General features: G+C 37.4%; 17 protein-coding genes and 1 pseudogene. 4 read left to right on the forward strand and 14 right to left on the reverse strand.

Translation table 11 applies throughout. The features are described from left to right. Positions 1 to 593: 593 nt before the first annotated feature. From V1500_RS15415 to V1500_RS15460, 10 genes and pseudogenes are all read right to left on the reverse strand, one after another. Positions 594 to 1,298 carry an SAM-dependent methyltransferase gene (locus tag V1500_RS15415; RefSeq protein WP_409300550.1) on the reverse strand — a complete coding sequence of 235 codons (705 nt, stop codon included), beginning with the start codon at positions 1,296 to 1,298 and terminating at the stop codon, positions 594 to 596. A gap of 254 nt (positions 1,299 to 1,552) precedes the next feature. Further along, the gene (locus tag V1500_RS15420; protein WP_409306010.1) at positions 1,553 to 2,065 is read right to left on the reverse strand and encodes a YfiT family bacillithiol transferase; all 513 of its coding nucleotides are present in this window, start codon (positions 2,063 to 2,065) and stop codon (positions 1,553 to 1,555) included. Between the two features lie 156 nt (positions 2,066 to 2,221). Further along, positions 2,222 to 3,238, reverse strand: coding sequence for a GNAT family N-acetyltransferase (locus V1500_RS15425; protein ID WP_409300552.1), 1,017 nt, complete (start codon positions 3,236 to 3,238; stop codon positions 2,222 to 2,224). A 506-nt stretch (positions 3,239 to 3,744) separates the two neighbouring features. Beyond that, positions 3,745 to 3,879: pseudogene (locus V1500_RS15430) on the reverse strand (ZIP family metal transporter); the annotation flags it as partial. Positions 3,880 to 4,268: 389 nt separating this feature from the next. Beyond that, a complete protein-coding gene (locus V1500_RS15435; RefSeq protein WP_409300554.1) occupies positions 4,269 to 4,406 on the reverse strand; it encodes a hypothetical protein in 138 nt (45 codons plus the stop codon). A gap of 292 nt (positions 4,407 to 4,698) precedes the next feature. Continuing rightward, positions 4,699 to 5,088 (reverse strand): VOC family protein, encoded by a 390-nt coding sequence (locus V1500_RS15440; RefSeq protein ID WP_409300556.1) that lies wholly within the window; start codon positions 5,086 to 5,088, stop codon positions 4,699 to 4,701. 656 nt (positions 5,089 to 5,744) lie between these two features. Next, complete coding sequence (locus V1500_RS15445; protein ID WP_409300557.1) at positions 5,745 to 6,140, reverse strand: nuclear transport factor 2 family protein; 396 nt, start codon at positions 6,138 to 6,140, stop codon at positions 5,745 to 5,747. 389 nt (positions 6,141 to 6,529) lie between these two features. Then, positions 6,530 to 7,633 carry a 5-methyltetrahydropteroyltriglutamate--homocysteine S-methyltransferase gene (locus V1500_RS15450; RefSeq protein WP_409300559.1) on the reverse strand — a complete coding sequence of 368 codons (1,104 nt, stop codon included), beginning with the start codon at positions 7,631 to 7,633 and terminating at the stop codon, positions 6,530 to 6,532. A 160-nt stretch (positions 7,634 to 7,793) separates the two neighbouring features. Beyond that, positions 7,794 to 8,711: a LysR family transcriptional regulator gene (locus V1500_RS15455; RefSeq protein ID WP_409300561.1), complete on the reverse strand. Its 918-nt coding sequence runs from the start codon at positions 8,709 to 8,711 to the stop codon at positions 7,794 to 7,796. A gap of 949 nt (positions 8,712 to 9,660) precedes the next feature. Continuing rightward, entirely contained in the window at positions 9,661 to 9,954 is a 294-nt protein-coding gene (locus tag V1500_RS15460) for a hypothetical protein (RefSeq protein WP_409300563.1), read from the reverse strand. 445 nt (positions 9,955 to 10,399) lie between these two features. On the opposite strand from V1500_RS15460, the gene V1500_RS15465 reads away from it, so the two are divergent. From V1500_RS15465 to V1500_RS15480, 4 genes are all read left to right on the forward strand, one after another. Beyond that, positions 10,400 to 10,858 carry a hypothetical protein gene (locus V1500_RS15465; RefSeq protein WP_409300565.1) on the forward strand — a complete coding sequence of 153 codons (459 nt, stop codon included), beginning with the start codon at positions 10,400 to 10,402 and terminating at the stop codon, positions 10,856 to 10,858. Between the two features lie 330 nt (positions 10,859 to 11,188). Continuing rightward, entirely contained in the window at positions 11,189 to 11,899 is a 711-nt protein-coding gene (locus V1500_RS15470) for a PdaC/SigV domain-containing protein (RefSeq protein ID WP_409300566.1), read from the forward strand. A gap of 573 nt (positions 11,900 to 12,472) precedes the next feature. Beyond that, positions 12,473 to 12,751: a hypothetical protein gene (locus tag V1500_RS15475; RefSeq protein ID WP_409300568.1), complete on the forward strand. Its 279-nt coding sequence runs from the start codon at positions 12,473 to 12,475 to the stop codon at positions 12,749 to 12,751. A gap of 542 nt (positions 12,752 to 13,293) precedes the next feature. After that, entirely contained in the window at positions 13,294 to 13,437 is a 144-nt protein-coding gene (locus tag V1500_RS15480; protein WP_409300570.1) for a hypothetical protein, read from the forward strand. A gap of 713 nt (positions 13,438 to 14,150) precedes the next feature. Here the strand turns inward: V1500_RS15480 and V1500_RS15485 are convergent. The 4 genes from V1500_RS15485 to eat form a co-directional block, all read right to left on the reverse strand. Further along, the gene (locus tag V1500_RS15485) at positions 14,151 to 14,624 is read right to left on the reverse strand and encodes a FixH family protein (RefSeq protein ID WP_409300572.1); all 474 of its coding nucleotides are present in this window, start codon (positions 14,622 to 14,624) and stop codon (positions 14,151 to 14,153) included. 168 nt (positions 14,625 to 14,792) lie between these two features. Continuing rightward, on the reverse strand, positions 14,793 to 15,590 hold the full coding sequence (locus V1500_RS15490; RefSeq protein WP_409300573.1) for a hypothetical protein: 798 nt from the start codon (positions 15,588 to 15,590) through the stop codon (positions 14,793 to 14,795). A 234-nt stretch (positions 15,591 to 15,824) separates the two neighbouring features. Beyond that, positions 15,825 to 16,490, reverse strand: a complete 666-nt coding sequence (rpe, locus tag V1500_RS15495; protein WP_409306011.1) for a ribulose-phosphate 3-epimerase — start codon at positions 16,488 to 16,490, stop codon at positions 15,825 to 15,827. A 63-nt stretch (positions 16,491 to 16,553) separates the two neighbouring features. Beyond that, positions 16,554 to 17,969 (reverse strand): ethanolamine permease, encoded by a 1,416-nt coding sequence (gene eat / locus V1500_RS15500; protein ID WP_409300575.1) that lies wholly within the window; start codon positions 17,967 to 17,969, stop codon positions 16,554 to 16,556. Between the last annotated feature and the right edge of the window lie 189 nt (positions 17,970 to 18,158).

Here is an 18,158-nt window from a genome sequence, read left to right on the forward strand (position 1 = left end):
GTTCTCCTTAGGGTTATGTACTGTTGCACATTAGATTCTCTTTACAAGTATAATGGATGGCATAACAGAAATACAGAAAACTCATATATGTTCACTGAATTTTCATGAAAGATCGATAATTTTTGAATCTGGCTAAAACGCTGTCTTGACAAACTCAAATCCCTTGCAAACTAGATGGGATTTTTTTGCAACATTAGATACAAAAAGCACCCTTACTTATGTCTAAAGATACGAGGGTGCGATTCCTCAAAGGCACACCTTTTTTTGAGTCCTATGGAGGTGGTTCATCTACTCTGAATTCGTCTGTATCCACTAGTAATGATGGACTTTTTTATCTTTGGCAGAGGACAGGGGAAGAAAGGTGGTCTTAATTATGGGATAAAAAAATACGTTATCCCTTCGGTTAGTTTTCTCTTAATCCCTTTCCGTACCTATCTGCAAAGTGCTAATTCGCTTCTTCCACTAATCTGCCCCCGTTTGTTAAATGAGAGGAATTCAATAAAAAAGGCCGTAAATCCTTCTTGGATCAACGATCTCTTTAGTTCACCAAGGAAAAAACAAGGGGCAACGCCTCCACGTTGTCCCTCTCTTTATTACCCTTTTTTTATTTTTAACATCGAGTTAGCATTTGTTTGAAATTCATAAGGTACTTTAACTTCTTCGACTGTACAACCATTAACAGCAATATCACTTATTATTTTATCTAAATGCTCATATCGCTTTCCTTCTAAATCAACTAAAGGAAAGATACGAATTTCTTCTTTTGTAACCCTTAATAACTCATTTATCGTTTCTATGTGGAATTGATAATCTAATCTATCGGAATACGTGAATAGAAAATGTGCAGAAAGAAGAAGATCAAATTCTGCAGTCTTAAATGGCAAAGAAGGCAAAGTAACAGGAATGTATCGTTCACTTGAGTTCTTCATATCATTGGCACACTCTTGTAAGGCACTTAAACGATGTTTTCTAAGACCTTCTATATCATTAAAATAATCCCATTCAAAATTGTTTTTCGCATTTTCCATACGCTCCATCGTGTGTTCAATATCTTGAAGACCTTTATTTTTTAGATCTTCACCGGAATGAAAGTATGCAATATCACAAGCTGTTATACCTAAACCTAATTTGTTACCGACAGCAGTAAACGAACAAGCTCCTGCTGGGCAATCGAGTATTTTTTTTCCCTCTAATTCTTCTTTTGAAAGTAAGAACATATCCAAATATTCTTCATAGGTTCTCCCAATAAAAATAATACGTTCTAAATCTAACTTTGTACTCTGCTCACCTTTACTCATCTATGCTCACCTCTTCTATATTGGTAACATTTTTTTGATTACCTTATTCAAGTAACCTGCCCCTCTAGTTGAACAATAAAATCAACAATACCATTTAACCGAGCGAATAGATAAATAAAATAGATTAGATTACACACTAAGCAACGCCAACAGGAGCGTTTCTTAGTGTGTTTGCACTATTTTATTGCACATTTTGTTTTTAGGTCGTAATGTCTAGGTTCGCCTTATCCGCTTTTTCAATAAAAGAATTTACCTTACCATCCCTTACGGTTACACAAAGATGTAATATGCGCAAGATGATGCCGGCCATGCCAAGCGTATATTCCTATATTTTTATCTACTGAAACTTCACCTGAATCCGGATGTACGAATGTCTTTTTCATCTCAACGGGAGCCAGGCTTCGCAACAGGTTAGTCCAGCGTTTATGCAATGCTTCTAGCAGTGATAGTGAAATATCAATTGGGAGTTCATAATCAGGAAGCTCCGCCCACCTCTCTTCGTAATATGGCTTAATTACAGGTTTTTCTTCCGTAAGAGCCAATTTAAAGCGAACATAGGCATTCATATGACTATCTGCAAGATGATGTACTACTTGTCGGACAGTCCACCCTCCCTCACGATAGGGTGTATCTAGCTGTTCATGATGTAAGTCTTTTACAGCATCACGTACTAATCTTGGTAAGTCTTCGATTTCATTTATCCAATCATTTGTAACACTGTCAGTAATCTCACCATGAATTTGAAATTGACCTATTGGATATTTCATTTCCACCCTGGGTTCCTCCTATTTCTCTTTAAATTCTTAAGTAATATTGCAAACCAGCCTGCACAGGTGAAGTAATAAGAAAGTCCGCCTAAAGACGACTCTACTCACAACATTCGCTCTCTTAGGTTCCTTAAAATACGCAGAAACGTGTTATGGTCACATTTTTAATTGTTTGACGATTCGGTAGTGACCTTGTCCGGGAATATAACCGAAACTTCTATTAATATATTGCATAGGAGCGTTACTTTCTTCCGAATCAGTAGTCATGGTATGTGCCCCTTCATTTATTGCTGCCTCGATCGAGATTGATTTTAATGCCTTCGCGATTCCATGGCCTCGATATTCTTTATCTACGCCTGTATAGTTCGTATAAAGCACACCGGCATCTTCAGTGCTGAATAATTGTGTAACCCCGACGAAACGCTCACCGTCGACAGCGATGAAAACCCAGTCATTTCGTGAAGAGTTTTCTGGGAAAAAATCTTTTCGCCATTGTGCAAAAGGAGGAAGACTATCATACTGACCAGGATTATCTTCTGATGTTTCTACACACAATTCATATAATTTACGTTCTGACTCCTCTCCTGGCATGTCAGCTAAAGTAATAAACTTTATACCTAACTTTGATGCCTGGGCTGCCGTATCCACATATTCTGCAGGGTCAAATAGATTGAGATCTAATACTAAATCAAATATGTGGGCATCCAACAAAAAGCCACGCTTTTGAGCAAAAGGAAGTGAGGCATCAATCCAATCCATTAGGATAGATGATAATACAGACGCTTGATGCTCGTTAGCCCAATTTTCAATATGAAATAAAATCATTTCCCCTACTCCTTTCCCGCGAAAATGAGGGTGAACACAGAAGATACTTGCGAGCTGGCCAGGATTCACCCAGGGAGCACGATAAGAGGCACCATAACCAATTATTTGCCCTTCTTCATTCTCAGCTATGATTCGTGTTCTCCCAAAACCGACCAAGAGACCATCTTCATTTCTTTTCAGATTAGATGTGGCAGGCATTTGCTTATCTTCTGCTTCAAGCGATTGAGCTGTTGCGGAACCAGGCTCAATCATGTTAAAGAGATCAGCAATATGCTCATAATCTTCGGGTATTTTAATATCTCGAAGTCTTGCTTTCCAACAAGTTTTATAAGATTTACTCAAGGACATATGTATACTTACCTCCAATTCACGTACGAATAAAGGATCTGCTAAATACAAAACACTTATATTTTTCAACTATTTACCACAAAAATCCTTCTTTTCATAATAGGCTAGCAAATAGAAAAATCAAAAATAGCAAGTTATGAAATAGTATTTACATTGATGGTTTCCAATGCAAAAGATGAGCAGCTAATTGGAACTAAGCTGACTATTAAGATAATATTCTTCCGGGAAGCTAACCTAAACCTTTGGTTGTGTATAGAAAAAGGCTGCCAAAAAGCCGTCCCGTATCCTTAGAGATGGTAAATGTAAATTGTGAACATTACTTGTTATGGTAATAACCGATATTTTCTTAGTCCCAAGTCATTTTTGTTCTAAAATTTTTAATTTGCTTTGATATATATCCAAATGACATATTTTTATTTCAATGTAAATTCGTTTATTCAAATGAACGAAGTCGTTTAAAAAAAGCGACCATTATTTCAATGGTCGCTAAATTAAATATATAACCCTTAATGCCACATCCAGAATCCAACTATCAAACTAATGGTGGCTAAATCCTTATGACCATTTTCTTGTGAGTCAGTGATGATTTCTTCTGCTGCCACAAACATCATGGCTCCAGCTGCAAAACTTAAGGCATAAGGCTAACGTGCCGTTGGGATGCTGAAGGCATATAACCTTATTAACACTCAATAAAAATAGATCGTAAAAAAAATCCAAAGGCCGTCAAACACCATGCTTCAATATGACCATCCGACATTTCAATCGTCGGTGACAGCAAGGCCCAATAACTGGCTGCAATCATGACACCGCCGGCAAAGGTCAACCTACTGTCCAACATTCGCAAATTGGCTATTTGAAAGAAATCAGGACCATAAGACACCTGCGAAGCTTATTCTGGTAGCAACAGAGCTGTTTCCGAACAGTTTTTCGTGCCTCGTCAGTCCTAAACTTCCCCGTTAAAGAAAAACCCTTCCTGGATAAAAACCCATAATACTTCCTTTAGTAAAACAATATCAGGGAATAGTTTTGGTTATTTCTTCAGCTTGGACATCTTCTTAGTGATTTCAGTGATTTCTTTCTCGACCTCATATAGATTCTTCTGTATCCGATCCCTGCGAGCTGTAAGTACACTAAGCTGTTGCTTAAGTTCTTCTTTCATTGCAGTCATTAGATTCTCTCCTCCATTGTCGTTTATCTCAGGTCCCATACTTCTCGGAACCAATACCATCGTATTCTCTCTCGAAGGGGGTGTTATTATAAAAAATACAGTCTTCCTTTTTCCGGGAAATTCTTTTTATGTTGGACATTTTTTCATTACCCAATACTTACAAGGACCCAGTTCGCTTGATTAAAACAACCTAGTGGTTAAATACATAACATTTCGCTTATATTAAGCTCCTCAGTATGTTTTTTATATATAAGAAAAGCCGCCAGTAATGGCAGCCTATATTTTCACTTACTTAAAGATCTCCTTGATCAACATTCAATTCAATCAAGTTACCATCTGGGTCGGCACAGAAAATTTGAGCGAATCCGCTTTTTCCGTATGGTTTTTCAAGGATTTCCACTTCATTTTCCTTTAACCATTCAAGAGTGTCATAGTAGCTCTCGACTCTAAGAGCAAAGTGGCCTTCCCTGCTGGATAACCTTTTATCCTTGCGAATCGTCTGTGAAGAGGGATCCACTAGCAAATGAAGTTGGCGTCCCTCTATTTCATACCAGGCACCAGGAAAATCAAAATCGGGACGCTGTATTTCTTTTAAGCATAGAATTTCACCATAAAATTCCTTCGCTCTTTCCAAATCTGTAACATTAAGACTTACATGATGGAGGCATTTATATTTAATCAAAAACCAACACTTCTTTCATTCTTGATAATTTCTACTTTATCTTATCACTTCTTCCATCTATCAGTAATACATTCAAAGTCTCCTCATAAAACTTTTTCCTAGGGTCAAACTTAATCCCTGATATTTTTTTCTTCATAAAATAAAGATTATCAAATAAGTGGCTTCGGTCGTCCGCCTAGTGAAACGGCTTCTCTTTTATTTCTTTTAATAACTCAACGATCTTCTGGTTTGATCTATTTAGTTTCTTTAATTCTTTTCCTATTGATAAAAAAGAAAAAATGATGAACAGAATAAATAGCATTATAACCAATCCAATAATGATCTCCATATAACACTCTCCATTTACCTTAAACATTAGTATCTGAATGTAATAAGAAAAAGCTGCCGATTGGCAACTCTTGTTATTTCATCTTATTTTTCTGTCATTAACTATTCAGAAAGTTATTCTCCTCTTGTGATTTGATCATAATAATCTTGGAAATTTGAATTATTATTCCGTATGAAAAAGTGCCTTTTTGTTTAAACATGCGTACAGTTTCAATAATAAGAAAGACGTGTTCCAGCAAGAAGAATGCTGCCCGTTAAACTTCCATAAATCGGTGTCTCGATTTAAAAAAACCCTGCGTTGTTTGTGTCATCCATTTAATTATTGTTCATTAAAACATGCCATTCTGATTGGGAGAATCCTCTTGAATGGGTTGACCTAAATCCCATAACTCAATAATCTGTTCATCTTGGAATCGGAAGATATGGACAACAGCCGCTCCAAGATCCTCAGGATTTTGTTTCACATAAGAGTGTACGGCCACTATATCGTTCTCTTCAATAGCCAGTTTCACCTCAAATATCTTAAGGGGATTCTTGGCTGCATTCTCTTCCATTGCGAGCATGAGCGAATCCGCATCGCCAGGGAAAAAGGGATTGTGATGGCTAAATCCCTCACCTATGTATTTTACATATGCTTCACGAACTTTCCCCGATGCTACGAGTTGTAAAAATGATACTGCTTTCTCTTTTAAAGAGAAAGCGTTGATTTGTTGTTCAGTATTCATCTCCATGTCCTTTCATTATGAAGTATTTTAAAATCTGGCTGTATTAAGCTTGGTTGTTAATTCCCGCTATAGGCCTTCGCCTTTCTCGGGCGGTACAGGGAGCCTCCTCGCCGCTAAAGGCGCCTCCCCTATCCCGTACTCCCGGATGAGTCTTCGTACCTTGTCGCTCCAATCAACTGGTTTTCAAACAATCAATATAAACCATTAGCATCTACTAAAAATTTAAGAGAATTTTAAAATATATGTGAATCTAAGTCAATGGTTATTTATAATCTACGCTCAGTTCTCCTTTACGGCCATTAATAGGCGTTATTTGCCCTCCATTAAGTAAGCGGATTGTTTGATTGAAAAAAGCGAACAAGCCCTTAAAAGGTGTTCGCTTAAACAATTTATCCCCAAATCTCTTTAGAAATATCTACAATATATTTTAGCTTCGCCCATTGCTCTTCCTCGGTTAAAATATTTCCATGATGAGTAGAAGCAAATCCGCACTGAGGACTGATACATAATTGTTCCAATGGTACATATTTGGTCGCTTCTTCTACGCGTGCTTTGATATTTTCCTTATCTTCCAATTTTCCATGTTTCGATGTGAATACACCCAGCACTACTTGCGGGCCGCCATTTGGTATGTATTCCAATGGTTCGAAATCACCAGAACGGTCATCATCATATTCGAGGAAAAATCCGTTTACTTTTTCCTTTGCAAATAAAGTTGGAGCAATTTTGGCGTAACTGCCTTCAAACGCCCATTTAGACCTGTAGTTACCGCGGCATAGATGAGTGGTGATGATTAGATCTTCCGGTTTATCTTCTAATACGCCGTTAACAACACGCAATGCCAAATCAATTAATTCTTCACGGGAATAACCACTATCATTAAATGGAATTTCAGGCGCATTGAGGCCGGCAATATATACGTCATCAAGCTGTAGATAACGGCAGCCTGCTTCATAAAAAGCTTTTATTGCTTCACGGTATGTTTTAATAATATCATTTGTATATTCCTCAATGTCCGGATAGATTTCTTTGTTGCGGATGCCAGCGTTAAATAGTTGATTTGGACTTGGGATCGTTTGCTTAGCAACGGCACGGTCCCCAACAATTTCTTTAAATTCAATAAACTCTTTTATATGCGGGTGATCCGGGTTAAACGAGATTTTCCCGATAACACGCACATCATATCTTTCTGTTTCCTCTCCTTTAAATGCAAATCCATGATCCGGAATGTACCCTTCCACACCATTTAAATGCTCGAGAAAATCTGTGTGCCAAAACCTTCGGCGAAATTCTCCATCTGTGACAGCTTGAAGTCCGACTTCGATTTGCTTGTCAACAATCTTTTTAATTTCATCTGTTTCAATTACATGCAGTTCTTTTGCTGTAATACTGCCATTCTGGAAATTGCTTCTGGCCTGATGAATTCTATCCGGCCGCAATAAACTGCCTACATGATCCGCTTTAAATGGAGCTTGAATGAGTGTCTTTGTCATAACTGATACCTTCCTTCTTTATAATTAATAAATCTCTCATTTAACTTAATTGAGGGTGTTTAAGAAACTGGAACTCTATTCATTTGATGTAAGGTTAGTGTAGCATAACAAAATTATTATAGCGTAACACAAAAAAGCTATTCCTTGTTATAGCTTTAAACTATACCTGCTGTAATTCTTCTTCAATTGTTTCTTTTAAATATTGTATATAAATATTGGCCAAAGTACTGTTTGTTATGTTTTTATGGGTGATATATCCAACATTAATTCGTTCTTCCACCTTTAAAGGAACGGCAATAATGTCTTTACCATTCAATTTTTGACTAATTACACCTGTTGAGATTGTATAGCCATTTAATCCAATAAGTAAGTTAAATAAAGTCGCCCGATCAGTGACCCGAATATTTTTCGGCCTGGAAAGAGTGCTAAGAATCTCCTCCGAAAAATAGAAGGAATTATAATCTCCTTGCTCGTAAGAAAGATATGGATAAGGATACAAATCAGACAATGTCACATATTCCTTTTCCGCCAATGGATTAGTTGAGCTGATAAAGATATGGGGCTTTGCTTCAAACAAGTGATGAAACTTTAAATTGCCTTCCCTCAGAAACTTATGGATCACTTTTTCATTAAAATCATTAACATATAAAATCCCAATTTCACTGCGCAGGTTTTTTACATCATCAATGATTTCAAATGTTTTCGTTTCTCGTAAAGTGAACTCGTATTCCTCTCGTTCATACTCCTGCAAAAGCCTGACAAAGGCACTTACCGCAAATGCATAGTGCTGGGCAGATACCGAGAAATTTTGCTGCGGCAATCGTGTTTTGTTATAACGATTTTCAAGTAGTTCTGCCTGTTCAACTACCTGCCTTGCGTAACCTAGAAACTCCGATCCTTCAGGAGTAATCATTATTCCCTTATTGGTTCGCGCAAAGATCGTAATCCCTATTTCCTCCTCCAGCTCTTTTAGCGCATTTGAAAGGCTTGGCTGGCTAATAAACAACCTCTGGGCCGCTTTATTAATCGACCGGCTTCTTGCTACTTCAATCACATATTTTAGTTGTTGTAAAGTCATCTTAAATCCCATTTCCTTATATAATTTACTATTCTGAATTATACACGTCTTATATTAGTTCGTCCTTATGAACAGAAAAAAATAATCAACGAATTGAATATACCTTTTTATCCTGTTTAGCCCCTTATTGGTTTAGCACTGGAGAGTAAGCTGAGAGATAGGCGATAAAAGCCTGATTATACAAAAAGAATGAAATGCGGAAGCTGCGTCCGAATCGATCATTGGCTCGGCAATATTAGCTTTATTAATACCGAGACGATACATTATTTGTCGCAAGGCCCTTCACTGTTATTGTTTATCAACAAAAACTTTAATCAGCGGTAAACTCACTACGGAACCATGGTTGGGGTATAAAGCGCGAATTATTACTAAAAGCCTTAAGCAATAAGAACTCACAACAGAAAACTAGCACGATGTAGGGATAAAACTAAGTGAATAATAGGTTGAAAACGTTTCGTGCAAATCTAACACTAATGGCCAAACATGAGCATGTCTTTTTTTGTGCTGACTGAAGAACGGCTGCACTACTTATGATCCCCAGCAACTTTCTCTACTTTTTGACTGATAATTTTTGAAGTGGTTCCACTGTTAAAAAATGTTCATTGCAAGAGAAGGCTTTAATGAAATAACCATTATAGTAAACTAAAAATTGTGCAGCCTTTCCACTTATGTTACCAAATGATCGCCCTTCCTGTTTTTACTCACAAGAAACCAATTGTATAACGCCGTGAAAAGGAACAAAAATCCATACGAAATGTTTTAATACTGCTTTCTTTCCCCATTCGGTTATGTATACAGTGATCGTCTGATGGGACCACAAGTGTGTTTTAACAGATTCGTCTGTAAATCCATTCTTCTATCCAAAAGCACGTTCTCTGACCTGAAAGTATATGTCCGACCGTAAAATAGACCTTCCCCACAAAGCCTGGCAATCTACCATTCTAAGAATTCATTGGCTGTTTATTGCATTATGTGCTAGTTGCATATCTTCCCGCTGAACATAGATGTCGTATTGAGTCATGTCTTTCTGGAAGAAATCATTCTGCTGCCGATTTAAAGTTATTGGGGTCTTGGTCCGGTATTGTACCCCTTCCCTGCTAAGTGCCGCGGAAATCTTAAAATAGGCGTCATACCCGAACACTGTGTACACCCTTCTCCATTTGCGATTCATTGTTACCTTCCATGCGATCAGGATTGAAATAGCTGTTGCTATTAAACATCCTATGATTATACGATTCCCCATTTTGTCCCCCCTGCTAAATCGTATTGACGGCTCCCTCTATCCATTATATCCCATGTATCACCACATGAACCAATCAAGCAGTAACGCTTTGAATCCGGCTCGATTACAATGTTGCGAACAATCCTTATTTTTGAAGGGGTATTCTCAGTTGGCGCAGTTTGAAGCGCTTGTGAAAAACTGCTGCGGACACAACCTCAAGAAGCTATGTATGTACATTAACGCACGGAAAACATTATATTCACAAAAACAAATTCAGCTGGTAAAATCATTTTATAAATGTTCTTTTTTAAGAACAAAGGAAGGAGGCTGATACTTGATACGTGGCCCATAACCTTGCGAATCTAACAGTTACATGAACCCTCCTCCACAAAAGAGATAAACAGAAAAGAAAAGGGGAATACCCAATGGGATAAAAAGTTTATCCGTCTTGTTTATCAGGTTCACTTTGCTGTTAGTGATCATAGTTTCCCCCTTTGGCAACTCAGCACATGCAGCAAGTGTGGCAAACGGAAGCCAGACGCTTACCCTATCATACGGAACCCATGGTATTACAAATGAGTTTAATGCCGGTGATCTACGCTTGGGCGATGCCGGAATGAGATTGACCACCTATGTTACACTGAGCGCAAAAGGTGCCACCATCACGAAGCTGCTGCAAGAGAATTATGAGAAATACCCATATTCTGTGGATAATAAAGGAACCAGCATCGTCACAAAAACTTCACCAAACAATTCAACCCTTGCTCATTCAGTAGGAAAATTTTATGTCGCATGGAAACCGCTCACCAGTATCCCGATTGGTACCGATAAAACATGGGAGTTACACACCTATATCAGAGTCACAGATATTAATGAAACGAAAAAAACGGTCACGATCACAGTAGGAAAAACAGGGGAGTATTAACTCTCCAAACTGACAAGCCGCATTTGGAATCTTGTTTGATTCTGAGCGGTTTGTTTTGTTTATAATACGATTGGTAACTAATCTCTCCTGCCCCCGCCATCCCCTTAGACTTTGAATAACTATGTCACCACCCAATCCTTTGAACTTTTCTTCTAATTCATACACATGCCCTAAGAAAAATACTGTAACTTCCTTTTCTTTATTGCGTCTACATATGTAGAGGCTTGAAATGGAGTAAAACTAAGACAAATAACAAGAAGATAAAGTTTCAGCATAAAGAATATCTTTACAAATAGGGTTCAGAAATCCATAGGCCGGAGAGGGTTTCAAATGAAAAAATTATCATCTTTTTTTAGAATGATGTCATTAATTCTATTACTGTTTGTTTTTGGTTCTTCTGCTTTCGCACCAAGCATAGACACTGAGGCTGCAATATCCCAAAAAACCGCATTTACGAGCCATTCGTACAAAGGCAACTATTTAATAAGATATCCGCAAGTACACGGGATTAATAAAAATGCGGCCAGTAAGATTAACTCCACATTTAAAAAAACTGCAGAAAAATCATACAAATCGTATGTTGCTATTAAAAATGCGGAGAAAGCTGTGCCCAAAAAAGAACTTTGCGAAAAAACCGTTAGATGCAAATACTCTTTCAATTCTCAGTATCAAGTGAAATATAATGCAAACGGAAAATTAAGTATTTATTACTCAGAATACACTTATACAGGGATTGGTAAAACCCATGTGACTATGTACAATTTTGACCTTACAACAGGTAAACAATATAAAATCAACGATATCCTTAAAACATCTGGCAATTATGAAAAAGTACAAAACTATGCATTTAAATACCTTAGCACACATGAACCGTATTCCAATTCTGTATCTCAAATAAGCGATGTTACGATTAACACAAACACTCAATTCATTTTTACGGATGAGGGAATTTATCTATATTTTATAGATTATCAAGGATTTGTAGTTCAATACGATGATGGGAATCCATTCATTAAAATTCCTAAGACCTTATATCAATAAGTTAAATGTTTTGGCGCAAGAGACCTTCTTGCGCCTGCTGGATTAAATTAAATTTTTTTAGGTTATATGTATTGCGTTCTCTAACTAAAATTGGTCGTTTGATAGCTTATGAATAAGTTCATTCGTACCGTTCCATGTTTTTTCCAAGACTTCTCATTCACCTATAGATTATATTTTCATTGATTACAGGAATACTGCCCCACATTAACAACAAAAAAAATGCGGTAATAAAGGCTCTGGGCCTTAAACTCTGCCAAGTATTTAAAAAAAGTCTTGATTTACTTAAGTTTTTTAAGCTGCAAAACCGATAAAACTATAATGGGCATATCAACATGCATTACTATCTTTTCATCCCGCAAAAAAATTTGCTGATTTATTGCATGGTTAATCGGCAATCTCGCTATTTCGATGCTGAATTTACTCGCAAACCCTCAATAAAAGAAGGAATCACATATATAAGTAAACAAACTGACGGTAAAAATACGTTCTGTAAGGAAGGGATACGCATACGCAGTGTAGAAAAAACATGTTCATAGGGGCAACCCAAACTTTTCGGAAAGGTAGTGACAAGTTATGTTTGTTTCAAACATTCTTCCATTGAACAGGACACAGCCATTCACCGTTGTAAGCCAAACGCGAAAAGTTAGGATACCGGAGCTAGAAAGATTCCAAGAGCTCACCGGAGAGGCACAGTTGCGAATGTCCGGAGATCAAAAAAAGAGTGACATGACAAGTCAAACCGTGATTGAAAAGGGACAGGGCGGTCCAATCCGAATCAGCTCTGAGGACAAAAAAGGAAGACATGGGGTTTATTCTCCGTCTAGCTTAGAGTTTATTGGTCCAGGTGATTGATTATAAAATCCAACAACAGAAAGGAGGGATAAAACAAAACGGCCTACAAAAACTGAATATCCAGGACTTCCACCTGTGTATGCACGAACGCCCGTGCCACCCGTACACAGGACGCCAACTCGGAAGGAACAAATGGGATAGAAGTTTTTACTGCTATGCGAAATCGCACAAATATCACCCCTTAAGTTGATACTACATTCTTTCTCACAGGATGCAAGAATACAAAAATCTAACTAAACGCGCGTTCATTAGGTATTGATATTCCTGAACAAAAACCCTTTTTGGTCGAGGAGGAATGCCGCCATTTTTCACCCCATTTGCGGGTCACAACCAAATAACCCATATAGTAGGGCTTCGTTTATGAAGCCTTTTTTTTGTCGTGAACGGTCAGCCGCGAGACACAAAAAGAAAGCCTGGATAAAAGTGTTTTTGGCCCATAACACATAGGATGATCGAGCGGTTATTAACTTTCTAGATTAACATAAGAAGTTACCATGCTTCTTTTTAAACGAGAAAACTGTTTAAGAAAGGAGAAATTCGTTATGCATATAAACTGGAAATTAGAACAAAACAAGGATATCCATATAACCTGGGCGCAAGAACATGTTGAGGAAAAAATGACTATCTTATTGCTTTTAAGGAAAGGAAAATATTTGGTAAGCTTGGCTTTGCTCCTCGCATTGTAACCGGTCGTGTTGTTTTCCGCGTCAGTATTGAAGGCAAAGATATCTATGACATAAATGAGGGCACCGGTATATTGGCCTTAGGCGTATCGACGGTGTCTTTCTTTTATTATACCTACAACTATAATCCATTTCGAATCACATCAAGATGCTTAGAAAGTATACGACCGTTTAGCTGAACCGCTCTCGCGCTTAAGCAACTCAATGGCTTTACCGTCATTGTGCATAATGTGAACGCAAACGTCATTACTGTGTGTAAAATATAATTTTACGGAGCATGCACTTAAATATGAGTCAAATTTCTTTTTGAAAGAACAAATAAGTAATGAACAAGAACCAGTATCTTCTAGCCCCTTGGAAAGTTCTATTGTGGGGCTTGTTTGACAAGTGACTGGCAGTGCCAGGCAAATATGCGAACAGCTCATTGAACCAAAAATGCTATCTACAGAACGGTATTCTTTTCTAATAGATCAAACGACTATCATAAAGAATGTCAGGTTCTACATCATTTAGTTATTGAGCAGAAACTGGGGTTTGTTGAAGTTATAGACAAGATAGATCCAATTTACCGACTGAAACGACTGTGAAGAAAATAATGATGTCTGATAGTGCTGACGTTCTTTTTTGTGTAAAGCTATATTAGGAAAACTGCAAAAAAAAAGGACTGAAGTGAGTCCGAATATGCTTTGGAGAGTTATTGATGTTCGGTATCTATGCTATTTTACTTCTAGTGCGCTTTCGGTATGGTCATGAATTTCATCACCTTTTTCAACATGGATACGAATTTTATATGACCCAGAGGCTGAGAATGTTTTATGCACAGTGTATACTCCTTCTTTTTCCTCAGTAGCATTAATGTATTCGTGTTTTTCCTCATTTTTTTTCCATATTTCAAGTCTTACTGTAGCATTTTTCAAAGCTTGATGTTCATTTTGTACATGGGCTGACAACATGGTTTCTTCATTTACTTTTGCCAATTTATGAACGTGAAAATCTATGGTAAGATTGCTACCACGGTGATGTTCGTCGTTCTTATGTCCTGAATGACCTTTACTTTCTTCATGGAAATGTTCATTACTTTCTTCTTGTTGATTTGACCCTGCAGTTGCAATTTTTTGTGTTTCTATAACATTTGAACAACCTGCAAGAACAAACATTAAACTTAATAAAAAAATAAATAGTTTTTTCATGTTGTTCCTCTTTCCTATGAGTTGTTAAGAATAATTTTGATAAACAGCTATAAACAATTTCCCCATCGTAAACCATGGCATTCGGTCTATTTTGGATACAATAACACATCGACTCTTTGTATTTCCTGTCTAGAATTGCACTTCAGCTTATAAAGCTCTCTTTCCTATTTAGTCTACTTTTTTGTAACCCAGGTACGCATCCAGTCGTTTAGAATAGCTTGTTGAAACATCCAGTAGTATATTACAACGTTTACATCTAATGTCTTCAGTGTTCTTTTTTTCGTTAAAGCAATAGCATTTGACACAAAATATCTTCTCAATTTTCTGTCCGTATCCCTTGTATTGGATGACATCATTTTCAAATCCAGCTTTGTAAGCACAATTTTTAATTTTATCGATTATTGGCCAAGAACCATAAATAAATAGTGCCGTTCCAATTGTCTGCCTTTCAAAAATTTCATCAATAACAGGTGTCTTAATAGAGTTCAGGTAGTAGATATTGCTATCTATTAGCCTCTCAATAAATATAATTATGTCCTCCTGTACAGTGTTGGTCAGTAGACATAGTTCTGAATTGATATTATTAAACGCCAACAACTGTAAAATAGCGGCAGTTTCTATCAGGGATGTATCATCCATTATGAGCAACATTTTTCTTACCTTGTGATTAAGAGTAAATATTGAGTTATCGGACACCTCTAGTTCGAATTCGCTATTCGTAAGTTGCATAATGTCCAATTGTTTGTGCTTAGAGGCTGATGTATCAATAAAGAGCAGGTATGTTTGTTCTTCTTTTGAAATTTCAACTAGATATGCGAGTACATTATAAGAACCTTCTGTAAGTTGGATTTTTTCTGCTAACGCAATTGGTTGTGAATTATAACCTTTTATCAGTTTGACTGTTATAATATAACCTTGATCAAAGACCTTTTCTTTCTCTATAAACTTACATCTTATAGTATGCATTGTACTCTCGCTCCTTATGTTTTTTGATACTACTTAAGGTTCGTTTATTTAAACTAAAAAATTGTGTATAGAATGAAGCCAATTTCTGAATTACGTGAAACCGTTTGCGGATTTATTATGGGTAATCAAAAAATATCAATAATTATATATATTTGTACTGACCACCTGTTGGAATTTATAATTGCAGTGATTTTTATGTGTACTATCCAACAGGTAGCTATAAATCAAACTTATTTAGTATACATAATTTGTTTGTTCATTTCTTATTGCTGCAATCGCTTTGCTTCTATCTTGTTGATTGTAGATTGCCGAACCAGCCACAAGAACATTAGCTCCTGCGGCGATGCAAAGTTTAGCGGTTTCCGAATTAACACCCCCATCTACTTCAATATCAATCTTTAATTTTCTTTTTCTTGCAAGGAAAGCAACCTGTTTTATTTTTCGCAGAACCGACGGTATGAACGTCTGTCCCCCAAACCCTGGATTAACAGACATGAGTAACACTAGATCTACATCTTCAATTACATATTCAAGAACTGATACAGGAGTATGCGGATTTAACACCACCCCAGCTTTTACACCCAGAGACTTGATATGTTGTAGAGTTCTATGCAAATGAGTACAAGCTTCGACATGCACAGAAAGTATATCGGCTCCGGCCCTAGCAAAGTCTGCAATATATAGATCCGGATTATCTATCATTAAATGTACGTCTAATGTTAACTGTGTGATCGGTCTGATTGCATCTACAATCAAAGGTCCAATGGTTATGTTTGGAACAAAATGACCATCCATCACATCAATATGGATATAATCCGCCCCGCCTTGTTCAACATCTTTTATTTCTTCTCCCAGCTGAGAAAAATCGGCTGAGAGAATGGAAGGCGCAATCTTAATCATCATAAAACCTTCTTTCTGTCATGGGATTCAAACACGTATGATAGGCCATTAGAGAACGGTTGATTACGATGTAGCCACTTCTTTCTTCTTCGATTCAGGTACTTCCTCGTAGGATGCTATACCCTTTGAATCTGATAGTGATTCTGTAACAAATTGTTCTTCCGGTGCCTCACTATTGATATTATGTCTAGCCCATGCAAAATAATAAACTACAGCTAGTGCAAATATTGCTACACTTATGAAGAAAAACGTGATATCACTAAATACGGCCGAAAATAAAGCAAGTACAGATATTATGATACAAATGATTGGTCCGACTGGATAAAAAGGTGCTTTATACGGGCGTGCAAGATTTGGTTCTTTCTTTCGCAGCATGATGAGTGAAAGATTCATCATAACGTAGGAAACCAGTGCACCGAAGGTGGATATTAAAATTAACTTGTTTGGATCAAACATTAGAACAAATATAAACCCTAAAGCCCCTGGCACAACGATCGCCATATAAGGAGTTCGGCGAGTATTGTGTAAACGAGATAAAAATTTTGGTAAGTACCCCGCCCTAGACAACGAGAACACTTGCCTTGAATAGGCTAATACTGATCCTGCTAAGCTGGAAATTAAGCCAAATAACCCGACTATCGCTATCGCGTCAATTACCCACAAGTTCTTGCTTACACCAACCGAGAGTGCGTACGATAAAGGATTCGATTCTTTCGAAGCCCCCTCGGCACCTCCAAGACCTACAGTCACTGTTACTACTAGGAATGCAAGAACAATCAGCGTAATAATGGCACTCATTATACCTCGTGGCATATCCTTTACGGGATTTTTACATTCTTCAGATAACATTGGCAACATTTCCATACATATATAGAGCCACATTGCATAAGGCAGCGCTGCCCAAACACCAGAAAAGCCTCCTGGAATAAGTTCTCCTGAAAATAACTTTTCGGAGCTGATATGCGGTACCCCGTAAAATGCGAATATGATCAAAAAGAGCACGGATACTGTTACAAGAATCATCTCTATTGTTGCGAACTCCTTTACTCCAAGTATATGGATAATAAAGAAGAACACATATAAGAAGGCGGCTGCAGCAATCGGATTGATTTCTGGAATAAGGAAATTTACATAATAACCAGCACCAGATGTAAAAACAGCTGTTCCGACCGCAAATTCCAATATTACCCCCACACCCGTAAGGTATCCTCCCAAAGGTCCCATTGCCCTTCGTGCAAAGGCATATGCTCCCCCTGCATGGGGCATGATTGTTGATAACTCTGCGAGCGAAAGGCACAAAGTGGTGTACATAATCCCTATTATTGCTGTGGCTATAACCATACCAACGAACCCTGACTCAGCTAATCCGAAATTCCAACCAAAATATGAACCAGATATGACAATGCCGACTCCTAAACCCCATAAATGTATTGGAGTCAATACCTTTTTTAATTCTAAGTTTTTATTATCAGTACTCATTTAAACACCCCTCCGATAGTTAGTAATCCTTGGACCAGCACCCATGACTACATAGCAATACAAACCGAAACAAAACATTAGGACAACCTACTAACTGTTGCTAAAATTTCACCAAAGATCCGACCTAATTCGTGTTACAAGCCAACTTATATGTTTGCGGTTTAACAATTGATACATGTTAACTTCCAA

This window comes from Peribacillus sedimenti, assembly GCF_046237635.1.
Classification (GTDB): Bacteria; Bacillota; Bacilli; order Bacillales; family DSM-1321; genus Peribacillus; species Peribacillus sedimenti.